Genomic DNA, 16,504 nt, shown 5'->3' on the forward strand with positions numbered 1-16,504 from the left:
CCGTGGAGGCATGCGACTGACTGCCGACGCCGACCCGCAACTGTGGATCCCCGTGACGGATTCGCTCGGATGGAGGGGTCGCCGGCACCGCAAGGCGGCGATCCGGATGCTGTTGGGGCAGGTGAACTCGGCGATCGGCGCCACGCAGCGTCCGGGCTCGCGGCTCGGCGCCTGGGCGATGAGCCAGGCGGCGCCGATGCTGATGCGCCGGGCGGACGGGCGCGTGCTCGTCTGGACCTGGAAGGCGGACCCTGAGCTGGTCGTGGCGATGGCGACCGCGCAGGCGCTGACTCCCGAAGTCCGGATCGCCCGCGCCTCGATGCCGATGGACTACGACGACACCCAGTCCTTCTCGAGCCGCTGGCTGGGCACGGGAGAGAAGCTCGTCGTGGCGATGCCGCCGTCCCCTGCATCTCCGCCGTTCGTCACCTACACCTGGGACACCGGCACGCACCTGGTGACGTTGACCGCGATGTGCAGCGACCGCGAACGCTTCGGCACGCTCGACGGTGCGCTCGATGACCTCGCGCGCAGCATCCGGGTCGCCGATGAGGTCACGGGCGGCGAATCTCCCGAGGTGCTCCGCCTCGGACCCGCCTGAGCTCGATTCTCCCGCCCGAGCGGCGGTTGCCAGAGTTCGATCGCGGGACCTTCCCGGGTCGTGGATGCGGGCGAAGGTCCCATATTCGGCTGTTCTTCTCCGGTCAACGCCGTCAGGTCAGACCCGCATAGGGGCAGCTCGAACGTGCACGTTCCGCAGGACGCTGAGCCTCGGTGTGCGCCATCGTTCGTCGGGATCCCACCATCTCGGTCCTCGTACCTGCGGGACCCCGTCGTCCATGCGGATCTCCCACCCCGAGGTCCCGAGGGATCGGTGGTGCCACCAGCACAACGGCACCCCGTTGTCGGTATGAGTCGGACCACCCCTGGCATGCTCGACGACATGGTGGATCTCGCACCACGATGCCGGAACGTGGCACCCGGGGATGAGGCATTCTTTGTCGCGGGCGATGATCGCCCGGCGTTGGTGCACCGTGAACACCCGGTCGGTGGTCGTGATCCCGATGATCCTGCCCGCATCGACCAGCACCCGTTGAATCGTCCCCGCGCAGGCGACCTGGGCGGCGACGGAGACCGGGACGTGGGCACCGGATCCGGGGATCGTCGCCCACCCACCGTTTCCGCCCGCTCCGCCCATTCCGCCCTTTCCGCCCATTCCGCCCATTCCGCCCACGAGATCCTTCGCGTCGACGTTCACGACCAGGACCGGCGCGGAACCGCCGAGGGTGGGCATGTCGTTGTGTCGCGCGGCGATGGCGAACACCATCGCGAGGGCGTCGTGACGCTTCTGCGACGCGGAGCGGTCATCGAGCACACACCGCGGATCCGAGTTGAACGGGTCACCGTCCTCTACGTCCGGGCCGGCGTCAGTATCCGCACCAGCATCCGCATCCGCATCCGCATCGGCGCCCTCGCTCGGGGCGAAGTGCACTCCGGGCATGGGCGGGCCGTCGCTTTTGGGGTTGAGGATCGCGTCCAGGATCAGCTGCAACTGCGCCGCGACCTCTGGGGTCAGATACCCGCGGATCGCGTGCACGCCGTGCGTGAGACGACCGATCGTGATGCCCCGCCGGCGCCGGGAGTCCTCATCCTTGGGTTCTTCCCCATCGGGGTCGAACATCGACGCGAGATCCTCGGCAAGAGCTTTCAAGTCCTGCGGGGTCGGCGCCGGACCCGGCTCATCAGCCTCCAGGCCCTCATCAACAGCGTCGACCACGACGCCGTGGCCGCGAGCACACCCCGCCAACGCGACATCCGCCGCCAACCGCTGATCGACCGTCAGCCGATCCCACACCTTCTCGATCGGCCCCGTCGCCGCAAGAAACCCGGCCACCCCGACCACCCCATCCAGCAACGCGAGACGCATCTCCGACCACCGCGCCGGCATCCTCTCCCCCGCCAGACTCACCGGTCGCCGCACCAGATCAACGACCCTGTCGACCCGGGACGCGCCCCGCACATCCACCGACACCGTCCGCTGCAACAGCTCATTCAGGCCCCGGCACCCCGCCGAATGCGGAAAGTCGGCCGCGTCGCCCGTCGCGATCGTCTCGACAATCACGGCCTCCGCGCGGCGGAAGACAGCACCCGCACCCTGCAGAACAGTCACCCGATCCGCATCCGACAACCCCGCCAGCGCGTCATCGGACAGCACCGTGTCGAGGTCGGCGATGACCCGATCCAGAAGCTCCGCAGTGCTGTTCATACCCCCTAGTCAACCCCGGGCCACCGACATTCGAGACCCGAAACCACCTCGAATTACCCCAGATCAGATCCGTATTCTGATCTCCCAGAATGGCACAGCGCAGGGTGCACGCCATCAGGCGACGCCTATTGTGAACAGAGGTAACAATGTAATAGGGTAACCACATGGAACCCCTCTTCGTCGACCGCCTCCTTCAGATCGCCGACCTGTTCCAGAAGGACATGGCCCGCGCGTTCGCCGGCACGGATCTCACACCGACCCGTGTGCACCTCCTGTGGGTCCTGCAGCACACCGGTCCGTCGACGCAGCAGACCCTTGCCACCCTCTGCGGGGTGACACCTCGCAACATCACCGCTCTCGTGGACGCACTTGAGGGCTCAGGTCACGTCCGTCGCACCCCCCATCCCTCCGACCGCCGCGCCGTGCTGGTCGAGCTCACCTCGACCGCCCTCGAGACCATGTCGCAGATGCAGGAGGAGCACGCGCAGCTCAATGAGACGCTGCTGAACGCGATCGCCCCCGACGACCGCGCCGCGGTCGAGCGTGGCCTGACAGCCGTCGCCGCGCATCTCGAGAACCTCGTCACCTCCGCGGCGAGCGCGCACGCCCCCGCACCCGCACCCGCACCGGTGCCGACACCGACCCCGGCACCGGCCCCCGCACCCACACCGGAGGGCACGCCATGACCGAGCATCTGCAGACGACCGCTCCGAGCCCGACCCCGATCGCGCGCATCCTCACCTTCCTCCATCGCGCATGGGTCGCCGAGCTTCGCGTCTACTCGAGCATCGCGCGTGCGATCGCCCGTCGTCCCGCAGTCCCGAAGGGCGGCACGGGGATCGGCTATCACCGTCCCGTGCTCACCGTGCTGATCATCTTCATCGGCCTCTCCGCTGTCGAGATCCCGATCCTCGACCTGATCGTGCATCAGTGGCCCGTCGTGCGGATCACTCTGCTGGTGCTCGGGATCTGGGGCGTCACCTGGATGGTCGGTCTGCTGTGCGCGATGCTCATGCGCCCGCACGCCGTGGGGCCCGACGGCGTCCGGGTGCGCAGCGGACTCGAGCTGGACGTGCCGATCGGCTGGGCCGACATCGCGTCGATCGCGATCAGTCGTCGCGTCGATGAGCCCAAGCAGCCGCGGGTCATCGGTTCGGAGTACGCCGAGCGGATGCAGGACGAGACCAACATCGAGATCGAACTCGAACGCCCCGTCGCGATCCGGCTCCCGGGCCTCGCGCCGAAGGGCGGGACTCATCAGGTCGACCGCATCCGCCTGTGGGCCGACGACCCGCGCGCGTTCCTCGACGCCGCCCGCCCGTTCCTCGTCGCGGCCTGAACGAGGCCTGATCGCGGCGTGGTCAGTCCAACCCGCGGTCCGCGAGCCACTGCTTCGCGACGAGCACCGGAGCCCGCACCAGCCAGGCGTCCGCGATGATCTCCGCCAGCCGGTCGCGCTCGACCGCATCGAGCTGCACCAGCACACCGGGGTACCCGTCGAAGTGCGGAATGGAGAACAGCCCTTCGGGCTCTGCGGCGAGCAATGCCGCCTTCTCATCGAGGCTGCCGACTCGCACGCCCAGCACGGGCCCCTACGGCCATTCGAGCCCGAGGTCGGCGAGCTGCCGCAGATCGACCTTGCTCGGCCCACGCACCCAGGCGATCTGACCGCTCGCCAGGCGCCAGGAGGGCTCGCCGGTGTGTCCGCCCACACGCTCGGTCACACCGGGGAGCGCGAGAGCGATCTCACGGACATCATCGACGGTCGCCATCCGCCCATCGTCCTCCCGTGAGGCGGCCGCCACAATGGCCGCATCCGCTCGCCGCCCCTCGGGTGGCGTTCAGCGCGAGTCGCGCTTCGCCTGTCGACGCGCACCCTGGGCGCGACTCGAGGCGTCTCGTTTCACACCACCGGTGGTCTGCTCGGGGATCCCCGCCCGCCATGGGTTCTTCCGCGGAGGACGCCGGTCGAAGGACATCCTCCCGACTGCCTCAGCGCGCGATGCGCAGCGTCCGCACCTCGAACGGCCGCAGGCGCAGCTCTCCGCCGACGCGCGGGTCGTCGATCGCATCCTCGATCAGCGAGACCTCACGGATCTCCCTGTGCTCGAAGTCGGCGACCAGCGAACCGACGGCGCGGCGACCGAGCGCCTCATAGAGACGGACGATGACGTCGCCGGAGCCGTCATCCGCGAGCTTCACGCCCGACACCACGATGCCGTCGCCGTCGACGGACACGAGAGGCGCGACTTCGCGCTCGCCGTGCACGACCGTCGGCGCGGTGTTGAGTCGGATGCCCTCGGTCGTCGCGATCGCCGCATCCGCTCCGATCACGAAGCCGATCGTGATCTCGTGGTGCCCGTGATCGGTGTCGGGATCGGGGAACCGCGGTGCGCGCAGCAGCGAGAGCCGCACGGTGGTCGCGACCGCGTCGTCCGAGACCTCACGCGAGGTGTCGTACCCGTAGATCGAGTCATTGACGAGCGCCACACCGAAGTCCTGCTCGCGCACCAGCACGAAACGGTGCATCGAGGTCTCGAACTTCGCAGCCTCCCAGCTGGTGTTCGTGTGCGTCACCCGCGACTGGTAGCCGAACTGCGTCTCGGCCTCGGTGTGCGTGGCCTGGATGTCGAGAGGGAAGGCGAGCTTGAGCAGCTTCTCGGTCTCGTGCCAGTCCACGTCGTTGCGCAACAGCACGGTGCGCTCGCCCGGGGCGAGCGTGATGGTCTGCTCGATCGTCGACTCCGAGAACGCCCGGGTCACGATGACGGTCGCGACCCCGTCGACGACGGATGCCGAGATCGATGCGACCGCGGTGAGGTCGTCGACGCTGTTGCGGTAGTAGCGATCGATGTCCCAGGCGTCCCACATGTTCGGGAAGTCCTGGTGCAGCTGGAACAGGTTCGCCGCCCGCCCCTCGGCCACCGCCTCTCGGCCCGACGCCTTGTCCACCGCCGAGACGATGAGTCCCTCGGCGGAGATCAGCACGGAGACCAGCTCGTTCTCGAGCCGCCAGCCGCCGTCTTCTCCTGCGAGCAGGACGGATGCCGGGGCCGGCGCCTCGACGAAGCCGGCGCCGAGGGCACGACCGCCGCCGACCGAGGTCGGCACGAACCGCAGCTCGCGCTCGCCTTCTCCGGCGAGGGAGCGGCGCGCGGCGTCGGCGAGCGCCTGCGCATCGGCGAGCACGCGCGAGAGGACCTCGACGGCCTCACGATGCACCCAGGCGATCGAGGTGCCGGGCAGGATGTCGTGGAACTCGTGCAGCAGCACCGTCTCCCACAGGCGGTCGAATTCGGCCTGGGGATATGCGGCGCCGGTGCGCACGGCATCCGTCGCCGCCCACAGCTCCGCCTCCACGAGTGCGTGCTCGCACCACCGGTGCAGCGCCTTGGTGGCGTGCTGGCTGGTGAGCGTTCCGCGGTGGAGTTCGAGATAGAGCTCGCCGACCCACACGGCCGGGTTCGGCAGCTCGGCCCTGGCCGCCTCGAAGAAGGTGTCCGGGTGCTCCCAGACGACCCGCGCGCTGCCTTCGAGGTTCTCGAGGCGCTTCGCCTTGCCGGTCATCTCGCGCGTGGTGCCACCGCCCCCGTCGCCCCAGCCCACCGGTGCGATCGACCGCGACGTCACGCGGTTCTCCTTGAACTGACGAGATGCCTTGGCGACTTCCATGCCGCTCAGCTGCGAGTTGTACGTGTCCATCGACGGGAAGTGCGTGAACACCTGCGAGCCGTCGATGCCCTCCCAGAGGAAGCTGTGGTGCGGGAACACGTTCTGCTGATTCCACGAGATCTTCTGCGTGAAGAACCACTCGAACCCGGCCCGGCGCATGAGCTGCGGCAGCGCGGGCGAGTATCCGAAGCTGTCCGGCAGCCAGACGCCCTTCGAGCGGATGCCGAACTCGCGTTCGAAGAACCGCTGACCGAACGAGAACTGGCGCACGAGCGACTCGCCGGACGGCATCACGGTGTCGGATTCGACCCACATGCCGCCGAGCGGCAGGAATCGCCCGTCCGCGACCGCGGCCTTGACCCGGGAGTAGACCTCGGGCCGGTGCTCCTTGAGCCATGCGTACTGCTGCGCGCTCGACATCCCGTAGAGGAAGTCGGGCTGCTCGTCGATCAACGTCGCCATCGACGACGTGGTGCGGGCGACCTTGCGGATCGTCTCGCGCACCGGCCACAGCCAGGCCGAGTCGATGTGCGCATGTCCGATCGCCGAGATGCGGTGGGCGCTGGCCTCGGCGGGCGCCGCGAGCGCGGGCGCCAGTCGAGCTCGGGCATCGGCAGCGGTCTCGACGATGTGCTGCAGGTCGAGCACGTCGAGGGCATCGTCCATCGCCTGCAGGATCTGCATCCGTCGCGGCGAGGTCGCCGGCAGCTCGGCCTGGAGCTCGAACAGGACCTCGAGGTCGAGGGACAGCTCGAACACCTCCTGCTCGAAGACGGCGAGGTCGATGCGGCGGGTGCGATAGAGCGGTTCGCGGGAGGACGTGCGGATGTCGCCCTCCTGCGTCGGCAGGAAGGGGTGGTAGTCGAGCAGAACCGGGTTGGCGGCCGCCTCGAGGTAGAGCTCGACCGGCTCGTCGCCCTGCGCGGTCTCGGTGATCGGCAGCCACTGATTGCGTGGGTTGATGCTCTTCACCGGTGTTCCGTCCGGCCGGTAGACGAGCGCCTCGCACTGGAAGCCGGGCATGTTGATGTCGAACCCGAGGTCGATGACGGCCTCGACCCGACGGCCCGCCCAGTCGGCGGGCACTGCGCCGGTGATCTTGAACCAGGTCGTCGACCAGGCAGGGCCCCACATGCTCGGCACGGATGCCGGGGCGAAGTCCAGTGCGAGCCCGTCGGCGGGACTGATCGGCTCGCCGGGGATCTGGTTGACCTCGACGGTGAGGGGGACGGCGGCCGAGTGGACGGCCGGGCGGATGCGCTCGTCGAGCACCCTCTTGACGCGGCCGACGGTGAGGGAGGTGTCGTCATGCATGTATCTGGTTCTCCGGGCTCGACGGTGAGTGGTGCATAGGCGTTGTGCGCGACTGGAGCCCGATTCTCGGGCAGGTGCCGACAATGCTATCGGATTTACTAAAGCGATCTAGTGAATCTCGCACCGAGCGTGTCAGACCCCTGTCGTGCGGCTACCGAGCGGCTAAACCGATCAAGTAGTGTGAGGCCCATGACCTCGGCCAAACGCGTCACCATCGCGGACATCGCGCGCATGGCCGGAGTCTCGCCCGGAGCAGTCTCGTTCGCGCTCAACGGACGCCCGGGGGTGAGCGACGAGACGCGCCAGCGGATCCTCGCGATCGTCGAGGAGAACCACTGGCAGCCGAGCTCGGCGGCACGCGCCCTCGTGGGAGCCCGCGCCAACACGGTCGGCTTCGCGCTCGCACGCCCCGCCCGTTCGCTGGGCTCCGAGGCTTTCTTCACCGACCTCATCGCGGGCATCGAATCCCGACTGTCGGAGAGCAAGGTCAGCCTGCAGCTGCGGCTGGTCACCGACATCGCCGAGGAGATGGAGGTGCATCGGCAGTGGCGCTCGTCGAACCAGGTCGACGGCATCATCCTCATCGACCCCCGCGACGACGACCCGCGCAGCGACCGGATCGCAGCCCTCGACGCCCGCGCCGTGTTGATCGGCTCCAAGCCCTCACCCGACGGAGCGGTGCCGAGCGTCTGGATCGCCGACGACGAGGTGGCCGAGACCCTCTTCTCGTACCTCGCCGCGCTCGGACACACCCGCATCGCCTACGTCGCGGGTCCCGCCGAGCTCGAGCACACCCGGCTGCGTGCCGAGGTGCTCGATCGCATGGCTGCGGACGGCGTCTCGAGCGAAGTGATCACGACGGACTTCTCCCCCGCACGCGCATCCGCGGTCACGCGATCGCTGCTCTCCGCGAGGCCCCGCCCGACGGCGATCGTGTACGACAACGACGTGATGGCCGTCGCCGGCCTCCGCGTCGCTCAGGAGATGGGCCGTGCGGTGCCCCGCGACGTGTCGATCGCCTCCTTCGACGACTCCGTCATCGCCGGCCTGATCAATCCGTCGATCACCGCGATGACCCGCGACACGTTCGAGCTCGGCGAGCAGGCCGCGACACTGCTGCTGCAGCAGATCGTCGCCGGAACCAACCTCCCGAGCGCGCAGGGTCCGACGCCGACGCTCACCGCCCGCGAGAGCACCGCCCCGCCGACGGCCGCGTCCTGACGGAGGCCCTTCGGCCGCTACGCCGTCGCGCTCAGCCGCTGACGACGGTGTTGACGGAGCCGTAGGGGTCGACACCGCTCGTCGACAGATCAGGACGGATGAGGTGACGGATGCCGCGCGCGGCGAGCGCCGCGTCGTCGCGCACGGTCTGAGACGTCACGAAGGCGGGGTCGAGCCCGCGCTCGCAGGCATCCACCCACGCCTGGAACACAGCACCGCCGGGGCTCAGCGCCGCCCGGCTCACCGGCACCTCGCGCTCGTCGACGTCGACGACGATGGCCGTCTCCCGCTCCGGCGTGGCCGCCCGTTCGCGCAGTTCGGGGATCAGCTCGGCGAACCGGCGGCCGATCGGCTTGGCCGCACCGCTCTGATCGACCAGGCCCAGCGAGTACTCCAGTTCGGGGAAGTCGCCGAGCTCCCGGCTCACATCGTGCGAGCACCACCAGGTCACGCCCCAGAGGTTCTCGGTGCGCACCGCGGATCGCAGGGTCGCCTCGAGGAATCCGGGCATCTCGCGCTCGTCGAGGCAGTTCGACGGAGCGCCGACCTCCTGCAGCCAGACCGGTCGATCCCGATCCGTCGCGAAGGCGCGCGAGAGCTCGATGAGGTACTCGGCGTGGCGGTCGGAGGCGACCGAACGGCCGCCGTAGCGCTGAGCCGTGCCGTTGAAGATCCAGGAGTGGATGGTGGTCATCTCGCCCAGCCGAGACGCGTGCGCGGGCGTGAAGCCGTGCCCGTCCATGTACCAGACCGCGTCGTACTCGCTGTGCACGTGCGAGAGGCCGGGGGCCGCGCCCTCGGCCGCGGAGAGCAGCGACTCGATCCAGTGCCCTGCCTCGTCGATCGTCACGGGCCACGGGGACGGGTGCGTGTGCGCCGAGAACTGGTTCGTCTCGTTGCCCAGCGTCAGGCCGAGGAAGTTCGGCGCATCGCGCAGCGCACCGGCCAGCGTCTGAACGAGGTCGACCTGCCCGCTGAGCGCCTTCGGATCGGTGAACATGTTGCGGTCGTGCCAGGTGTACAACCATGACGGGACGAAGTCGAAGCTCGACAGGTGCCCCTGGATCACGTCGACGCTGACGTCGAGCCCGAACTCGGCGCCGATGTCGACCATCGAGCGGACGTCGTCGATCGCCTTCGGGCGGATCAGAGTACGGTTCGGCTGCAGCACCGTCCACAACGGGAAGACCCGGACGTGATCGAGACCGAGCTCGGCGAGCGCCGCGAAGTCCCTGCGCACATCGTCGGGGGTGAAGTCGAGCCAGGAGTGCATCCAGTCCTTCGACGGCGTGTAGTTCGCCCCGAATCTCAGGCGAGCATCGAGAGCGCGGCGCTGCGTCATGTGTTCGGACCTTTCCGACAGAGCCCTCCGACGAGGACGTGGTCGCACCACTATAACGCTTGAGCAATGGACCGCTACCCGGAATACCGCGGCCCGCCGATGCACGCAGTCCCGAGACCTTGACAGCGACGGGATCGGATGGTTTCATCTGCTAAAGCGTTGTAGTCCGCTCGACGGACACCGCCAATCGCCCGCCTCGAGGAAGAAGCACGATGAAAGTTCCCGCACGCATTGTCGCTCTGGCAACATTCACGATCGGCGCCATGGCGCTCGCCGGCTGCACCGGAGGCGGTGCCACATCCGGTGCCGACGGACCGATCGACACCTCCGGCGAGCTGAGCGGGACGATCCAGTTCCAGACCTGGTCGCTGAAGAACGAGAAGTTCACGCCCTACTTCGAAGACCTGATCGACGCGTTCGAGAAGGAGCACCCGGAGGTCACGGTCGAGTGGCTCGACCAGCCGGGCGACGGCTACCAGGAGAAGATCCTGAGCCAGGCGAACGCCGACACGCTGCCCGACGTGCTGAACCTGCCGCCGGACATCGCCTACCCGCTCGTCGCCGCCGGCAAGCTCGTCGACCTCGAGACGGCCGACCCCGACCTGAAGTCGGCATACAACACCGGCGCATGGGACGCCTACAGCCAGTACCCGGGTGTCGACGGCACGTACGGTCTGCCCTGGTACCTGTCCAGCGACGCATCATGGTGGAACCTCGCTCAGCTCGCCCCCTACGGCGTCACCGAGGAGAACCTCCCGACGACGGTCGACGAGCTGCTCACCCTCGCGAAGGACGTCGCGACCGAGTCCGGCGGCAAGGTCCAGCTGCTGTCATCGATCCCGGCACTCGACACGTTCACGTCGGCCGGCATGGAGGTCATCAACGACGACGGCGAGTTCGACTTCAACACCGACGAGGCCGCGGCCATCATCGAGAAGTACGCCGACGCGTACGCGGCCGGAGCCATGCCGGCCGAGGCGCTGACCGGCGACTACGGCGGAAACGCCGAGGCGTACATCCAGGAGAAGGTGGCCTTCACGACCGGTGGCACTGGTTTCACGACCGACCTCGCGAAGGACGCGCCCGCGCTGCTCGAGAACACGGTCGCCACGCAGCGACTGGGCATCCCGCCGCTCTACGTGCAGGGACTGAACGTCTCGGCCGACTCCGACAACAAGGAGGCCGCCCTCGCGTTCGCCGAGTTCGCGACGAACGAGGAGAACCAGGTCGCGTTCTCATCGCTCGCGGTCGGCACCGCTCCCGGCACCTCCGCGGGCGGCGACGCCGTCGTCGAGAACATCTCCTCGTCGATCACCGACGAGAAGCAGCTCTCCGCGATCGACACCGTGTTCACAGCCATGGAAGACGCCAAGGCGATCCCGTTCCAGTGGACCTCCGACATGGCGACGTACATGACCCAGCAGATCGCGCTCGCCGTCAACGGCGAGGCCGACGCGCAGGAGCAGCTCGACAAGATCGTCGAGTACGCCAACGCGAACCGCGTGGACCAGTAAGCCATGAGCGCGCACACCAGCATCCGGAGCCGGAGGACGACCATGCGATCGCACCGGTGGTTCACACCCTGGCTGCTCCTCGGCCCCGCCGTCGTCTGGGTGCTGGTGTTCGCGCTCTGGCCGTTCCTCAACACCGTCTTCCTGAGCTTCACGAACGCACGTCCTCTGCGGACTCCCGAGTTCGTCGGCGCCGCGAACTACGAGCGGATGTTCGGCGACGAGATGTTCTGGAACGCCCTCACCACGTGCATCATCTACGTGGTCGTCTGCGTGCCGTTGCTCACGATCCTTCCCCTGCTGCTCGCCCTGCTCGTGCAGAAGAAGCTGCCTGGCATCGCGTTCTTCCGCACCACCTTCTACTTCCCCGTCATCGCATCGGTCGTCGTCGTCGCCCTGATCTGGACCTGGCTGTTCGACAGCCGCGGCATCATCAACCAGACGCTCGAGTTCCTCGGCCTCGTCGACAAGCCCATGGCGTTCCTCGTCGACCGGTGGCTGCTGCTCGGCTGCGCGATCCTGCTCACGGTGTGGAAGGGTCTCGGCTACTACATGGTCGTGTACCTCGCCGCGCTCGGCAATGTCGGCAAGGAGCTGCACGAGGCGGCCATGCTCGACGGCGCCGGCTCGTTCCGTCGCTTCCTGTCGGTGACGATCCCGTCGGTGCGCGGAGCGATGCTCCTCATCGCGGTGCTCATCGCCGTCTCGGCGATGAGAGTGTTCGCCGAGCTCGACGTGCTCTCCAAGAGCACGGGAGGTCCCGGCGGATACGACATGTCGCTGGTCATGCTGATCCGCCAGGTCGGCTCCGGCCTGAACGGCAACATCGGCTACGCCTCGGCGATCAGCGTCGCACTGTTCCTCCTCACCCTCATCCCGCTGGCCGCGATCGCCTTCATGAATCGCGAGAAGAAGGCGAAGGTCTCCGCATGAGCACCCTCACTCCGCCCCGCATCGACGACGACCGTCGCCCTGACGATCAGCCGGCTGCGACCACGCGCGAACCCATCTTCCGCCGCCGCGGTTCCGGCGACTTCAGCAAGCCGACGCTCGGCGGGCTCATCGGCCGCTATGCGTTGCTGCTGCTCGTGCTGGTGCTCGTCATAGGCCCGTTCCTCTGGCAGCTCTCGACGTCGTTCAAGGGTCCGCAGGAGAACATCTACTCGTTCCCGCCCAACCTGATCCCCCGCGAGCCGACGCTGCAGAACTACGCCACGGTCGCCGAGATCGTGCCGGTGTACCTCTACGCCTGGCACTCGCTGCTCGTCTCGGTGGGCACCGTCGTCAGCAACGTGGTGCTCGCGACCTTCGCCGGCTACGCCCTCGGATGCATGCGGTTCCGCGGCAAGTGGATCGTCATGGCCATCCTGCTCTCGACCCTGCTCTTCCCCGGCGAGGTCACGGTGACGAGCAACTTCCTCACCATCCGCTCGCTCGGCCTCGCCGACACCCTGTGGGGCGTGTTCCTACCCGGCGCCATCAGCGCGATGAACGTGCTGCTCGTCGCCACCGCCTGCCGCATGATCCCGAAGGACGTGCTGGACGCCGCGACGGTCGACGGAGCGACGACCTGGCAGCGCATCCGTCACATCGTGTGGCCCAACATCCGCGGCATGGTCTCGGTGGTCGCGGTCTTCGCCTTCATCGGCGCCTGGGACGACTACCTCTGGCCCCTCATCGTGCTCTCCGATCCGTCGAAGTACACGCTCACCGTCGGCATGGCCTACCTCAACAGCAGCTTCTCGGTCGACCCGCGCCTGATCGCGGCGGGCACCATGATCGCCCTCGTGCCGATCGTCATCATGTTCTCGTTCACGCAGCGGTTCTTCTTCAAGGGCGTGCAGGAGGGCGCGGTCAAGGGGTGAGCGACGCCCAGCTCACGCCCGCCGACGGACCCGCCGATCCTCCGTCGTCCCGGCCTCACTCCGGCGTGTTCCGCGGTGACGTGTTCGCCTACTCGTTCGATCCGTCAGCGGGCGAACAGCGGATCGATGTTCCCGGACTCGCGGACGTCGCGATCAGCCCCGACACTCTGCTGCACTGGGCGTTCTACGCAGACGGCGATGCGGCGACCCTGGCTCCGCATGCCGCCCTCGCGGTGACCGTCGATGTCCGCGGGGACGGCGGCGCGCGGCTCGGCGAGACAGCCGCCGTGCGTGACCGGTACGACTTCGCCATGACCGCCGATGCCCAGTTCGCGGCGCGCTGGAGCATGCCCGAGCAGTGGAACGCCGACACCGTGTCGCTGGCGCCGATGCTCCCCGGCTCGGCCCCGGACACCTCCGTCACCGTCGAGCTGGTGCTCGGCAGCGGATCCCTGGCGGGGATGAGCGGACTGCCCCCGCTCGTCACGGGATTCGTGCAGGTCATGGTCGAGGAGCAGGTCGAGCAGCAGGATGCCGTCGCCGACCCGCCACCGGTCGAGCGAGTGGACACTCGTCGCGGCAGCCACTCGGGCCCGCGCTTCTCGCGTGGCAACACCATCCCCGCCGTCGCCGTGCCGCACGGCTTCACCTTCGTCACCGCGGCGACCGATGCCTCGGACACGCGCTGGCCGTATCGGCCGAGCATCCACGACGATCCACCCGGGCGACGCCTCGAGGCCCTGCAGTTCTCGCACCAGCCGAGTCCGTGGATCGGCGACCGCTCGGTGCTCCAGCTCATGCCGTTCGACGGGCATCCGGCCTCCGAGCGCGCCGCGCGCCGCCGGTGGATCGCCCCGGGCACCGAGCGAGCACGCCCCCACGAGTACGCCGCCGATCTCGGTGATGGTCTGCGCGTGGAGATGACCGCGACGTCGCACACCGCCGCCTTCCGCGTGCATGGCGCAGACACTGACGCCGTCGTCGGCTTCGTGATCGATCAGCCCACCGATGACGGCGAACTGCACTGGACCGACGGCGGTGGCTTCGAGGGGTGGACGCCCGAGGGATCCGAGGACTGGGGCAACTCCCCCCGCTGCTACTTCGCGGGCGCCGTGCTGCATGGCGAGGGCGACCCTGCGACGAGTCTGCACGGCGCCCTCGACGACGACGGACGGGCGCGGGTCGCGGGCTACGTCGCCGGCGACGGGTCGCTCGAGGTGCGCGTGGCCGTGTCGTTCCTGTCGGTGGAGCAGGCCAGGCGCAGTCTCGAGATCGAGTGTCCTCTGGGCATCGCATATGACGAGTTGCGAGCGGAAGCCGCAGCCTCCTGGAACCGGGTGCTGGGCCGCGTGACGATCCCGCCGCTCGACGCATCCGAGACCCCGTATCGCCGATTGGCCGACGAGGAGAATCGAAACCGGATAGCCGCCGCATTGCATCGGATGCATCTGTATCCGAACTCCGCCGCCGAGAATGCCGGCACTGCAGAGGCGCCGCGGCATCGCTTCGCCGACGTGTTCGCCCCACGCGCGCCGTTCGGGGAGAGTGAGACGAGCGCGCCGATCGTCGACGGCGAGCTCATCGTGAACAACGGCTATTGGGACACCTATCGCACCGAGTGGCCGGCGCTCGCGCTGCTCGATCCCTCGCTGACCGGCAGACTGCTCGACGGCCAGCTCGAGCAGTACCGTCGCGGAGGGTGGATGGCGCGGTGGAGCGCGCCCGGATATGTCGACAGCATGGTCGGCACCTCCAGCGACCAGATCTTCGCCGATGCCGCCCGGTGGGGCGTGGCGTTCGACCGGGCGGAGGCGTTCGAGAGCGGATGGCGCAACGCCTGCGAACCCGGGCCCGATGCGCGGCGCGGCCGCAAGGGCATCGCACGCGGACGCTTCACCGGCTACATCTCGTCCGAGGTGCCGGAGGGCATGAGCTGGACCGTCGAGAACGCGGTGAGCGACGCGGCGCTGGGCCGGTTCGCCGAGCAGCTGGCCCTCGAAGCCGAACGCGCAGCCGCTCCCGGCTCCGACCGCGATGCCGCTCGCTACCGTTCGTTCGCCCGCTATTTCGCCAACCGAGCACGGTCGTATCGCACACTCTTCGACTCGGAATCCGGGTTCCTCCGCGGCAGGGATGCCGACGGCGACCACGCCCCCGAGTTCGACCCGCGCACCTGGGGAGGCGACAACGTCGAGACGAACGCCTGGGGCATGTCGGTGGGCGCCGTGCACGACGGCGCCGGCCTCGCCGCGCTGCACGGCGGACGTGGGGCCTTCGGACAGCACCTCGACGCGCTCTTCGCCGAGCCGGAGACCGCCGACGAGCGGTTCGGCGGGGCGTACGGCACCGTCATCCACGAGCAACGCGAGGCGCGGGCCCTGCGCTCGGGCATGTGCGCGATCTCGAATCAGCCCGCCCATCACATCCCCTTCATGTACGCGTTCAGCGACCGGCCGTGGCGAGCCGGCGCGATCGTGCACGAGCTGGCCGGGCGTCTCTTCGCAGGCGCCCACATCGGACAGGGCTTCCCCGGCGACGAGGACAACGGCGAGATGAGCGCCTGGTGGCTGTGGGCCGCGCTCGGTCTCTACCCGCTCGAGCTCGCGTCCGGCGTGCTGCGGATCGGCTCGCCCCTCTTCGACGACATCCGCGTCGATCGCGCGGACGGCCGCTCGCTGCGCATCCGCTCTCATCGCCGCGAGCCGGGAGCGCACGTGCTGCAGCGTGCCCGGCTCGACGGGGTCGACCTGCCCAGGGCCGAACTTCCCGTCGACGCCCTCGCCGGGGATGCGCTCGCCGGGGACGCCCTCGTCGGGGACGTCGAGCTCGAACTGGTCTTCGGAACCGAGCCCGCGGATGCTCTCGAGACGGGTGAGCGGATGACGGATGAGATCGCGCCCTGGTGCCGCGATCTCACGGCAGACACAGGAGGCGTCATCGCGTCCGCATCCGTCATCGATGCGGACCGCCTGTTCGACGACGGCGACCCGAGCGACCGGAGCGACCCGAGCGGTTCGAGCGGCGTCGTCCTGGCGGCCGGCGAATGGGCAGGATGGCGTTTCGCCGAGCCGCGCGCGGTCTCCGATCTCACAGTGACGATGGCCACCGGCGCCCCGTCGTCTCGGCTGCGATGGGAGATCCTCGACGCGGACGGATGCTGGGCGGCGGCTCCGACCACCTACGACGCGGAACTCCCGGCCGATCGCACGACCCCGTTCGAGCTGGTGTCGCGCGTCGTGACCCCGGCGATCCGCCTGCGAGCGGATGCCGAGGTCACGATCCGTCAGATCGAGGTCTTCGACCTCGGGTGATG

The 16,504-nt window shown here is 68.7% G+C and carries 13 protein-coding genes; 8 read left to right on the forward strand and 5 right to left on the reverse strand.

The window, feature by feature from the left end; translation table 11 throughout:
- Positions 1–10 precede the first annotated feature (10 nt).
- Entirely contained in the window at positions 11–601 is a 591-nt protein-coding gene (locus AKG07_RS11345; protein ID WP_053098040.1) for a hypothetical protein, read from the forward strand.
- Between the two features lie 117 nt (positions 602–718).
- Here the strand turns inward: AKG07_RS11345 and AKG07_RS11350 are convergent, their stop codons facing one another.
- Positions 719–2,266 (reverse strand): HNH endonuclease signature motif containing protein, encoded by a 1,548-nt coding sequence (locus AKG07_RS11350; RefSeq protein WP_053098041.1) that lies wholly within the window; start codon positions 2,264–2,266, stop codon positions 719–721.
- A 164-nt stretch (positions 2,267–2,430) separates the two neighbouring features.
- On the opposite strand from AKG07_RS11350, the gene AKG07_RS11355 reads away from it, so the two are divergent.
- On the forward strand, positions 2,431–2,952 hold the full coding sequence (locus AKG07_RS11355; protein ID WP_082297913.1) for a MarR family winged helix-turn-helix transcriptional regulator: 522 nt from the start codon (positions 2,431–2,433) through the stop codon (positions 2,950–2,952).
- On the forward strand, positions 2,949–3,605 hold the full coding sequence (locus AKG07_RS11360) for a hypothetical protein (RefSeq protein ID WP_053098042.1): 657 nt from the start codon (positions 2,949–2,951) through the stop codon (positions 3,603–3,605). Before AKG07_RS11355 ends, AKG07_RS11360 begins: the two co-directional genes overlap by 4 nt.
- 22 nt (positions 3,606–3,627) lie before the next feature.
- Here AKG07_RS11360 and AKG07_RS18065 read toward each other — a convergent pair whose 3' ends face one another.
- The 3 genes from AKG07_RS18065 to AKG07_RS11370 form a co-directional block, all read right to left on the reverse strand.
- Complete coding sequence (locus tag AKG07_RS18065; RefSeq protein WP_233277251.1) at positions 3,628–3,852, reverse strand: hypothetical protein; 225 nt, start codon at positions 3,850–3,852, stop codon at positions 3,628–3,630.
- A gap of 6 nt (positions 3,853–3,858) precedes the next feature.
- The gene (locus AKG07_RS18070; protein ID WP_233277252.1) at positions 3,859–4,038 is read right to left on the reverse strand and encodes a hypothetical protein; all 180 of its coding nucleotides are present in this window, start codon (positions 4,036–4,038) and stop codon (positions 3,859–3,861) included.
- A 220-nt stretch (positions 4,039–4,258) separates the two neighbouring features.
- Positions 4,259–7,252, reverse strand: a complete 2,994-nt coding sequence (locus AKG07_RS11370) for an alpha-mannosidase (protein ID WP_053098043.1) — start codon at positions 7,250–7,252, stop codon at positions 4,259–4,261.
- Positions 7,253–7,441: 189 nt separating this feature from the next.
- On the opposite strand from AKG07_RS11370, the gene AKG07_RS11375 reads away from it, so the two are divergent.
- Positions 7,442–8,473: a LacI family DNA-binding transcriptional regulator gene (locus AKG07_RS11375; protein WP_053098044.1), complete on the forward strand. Its 1,032-nt coding sequence runs from the start codon at positions 7,442–7,444 to the stop codon at positions 8,471–8,473.
- Positions 8,474–8,504: 31 nt separating this feature from the next.
- On the opposite strand, the gene AKG07_RS11380 is transcribed toward AKG07_RS11375, so the two are convergent.
- A complete protein-coding gene (locus AKG07_RS11380; protein ID WP_053098045.1) occupies positions 8,505–9,815 on the reverse strand; it encodes a glycoside hydrolase 5 family protein in 1,311 nt (436 codons plus the stop codon).
- Positions 9,816–10,027: 212 nt separating this feature from the next.
- Between AKG07_RS11380 and AKG07_RS11385 the strand changes: the two genes are divergently transcribed.
- Genes AKG07_RS11385 through AKG07_RS11400 form a run of 4 tightly spaced genes read left to right on the forward strand, consistent with a single transcriptional unit; the run spans position 10,028 to position 16,502 of the window.
- Positions 10,028–11,329, forward strand: a complete 1,302-nt coding sequence (locus AKG07_RS11385) for an ABC transporter substrate-binding protein (RefSeq protein WP_082297914.1) — start codon at positions 10,028–10,030, stop codon at positions 11,327–11,329.
- A gap of 42 nt (positions 11,330–11,371) precedes the next feature.
- Positions 11,372–12,259, forward strand: a complete 888-nt coding sequence (locus AKG07_RS11390) for a carbohydrate ABC transporter permease (RefSeq protein WP_053098047.1) — start codon at positions 11,372–11,374, stop codon at positions 12,257–12,259.
- Positions 12,256–13,191, forward strand: coding sequence for a carbohydrate ABC transporter permease (locus tag AKG07_RS11395; protein ID WP_201778459.1), 936 nt, complete (start codon positions 12,256–12,258; stop codon positions 13,189–13,191). Before AKG07_RS11390 ends, AKG07_RS11395 begins: the two co-directional genes overlap by 4 nt.
- Positions 13,188–16,502, forward strand: a complete 3,315-nt coding sequence (locus AKG07_RS11400; RefSeq protein ID WP_053098048.1) for a GH92 family glycosyl hydrolase — start codon at positions 13,188–13,190, stop codon at positions 16,500–16,502. Before AKG07_RS11395 ends, AKG07_RS11400 begins: the two co-directional genes overlap by 4 nt.
- The last annotated feature ends 2 nt before the right edge of the window (positions 16,503–16,504 follow it).

This window comes from Microbacterium sp. CGR1 (genome assembly GCF_001266755.1).
Classification (GTDB): Bacteria; Actinomycetota; Actinomycetes; order Actinomycetales; family Microbacteriaceae; genus Microbacterium.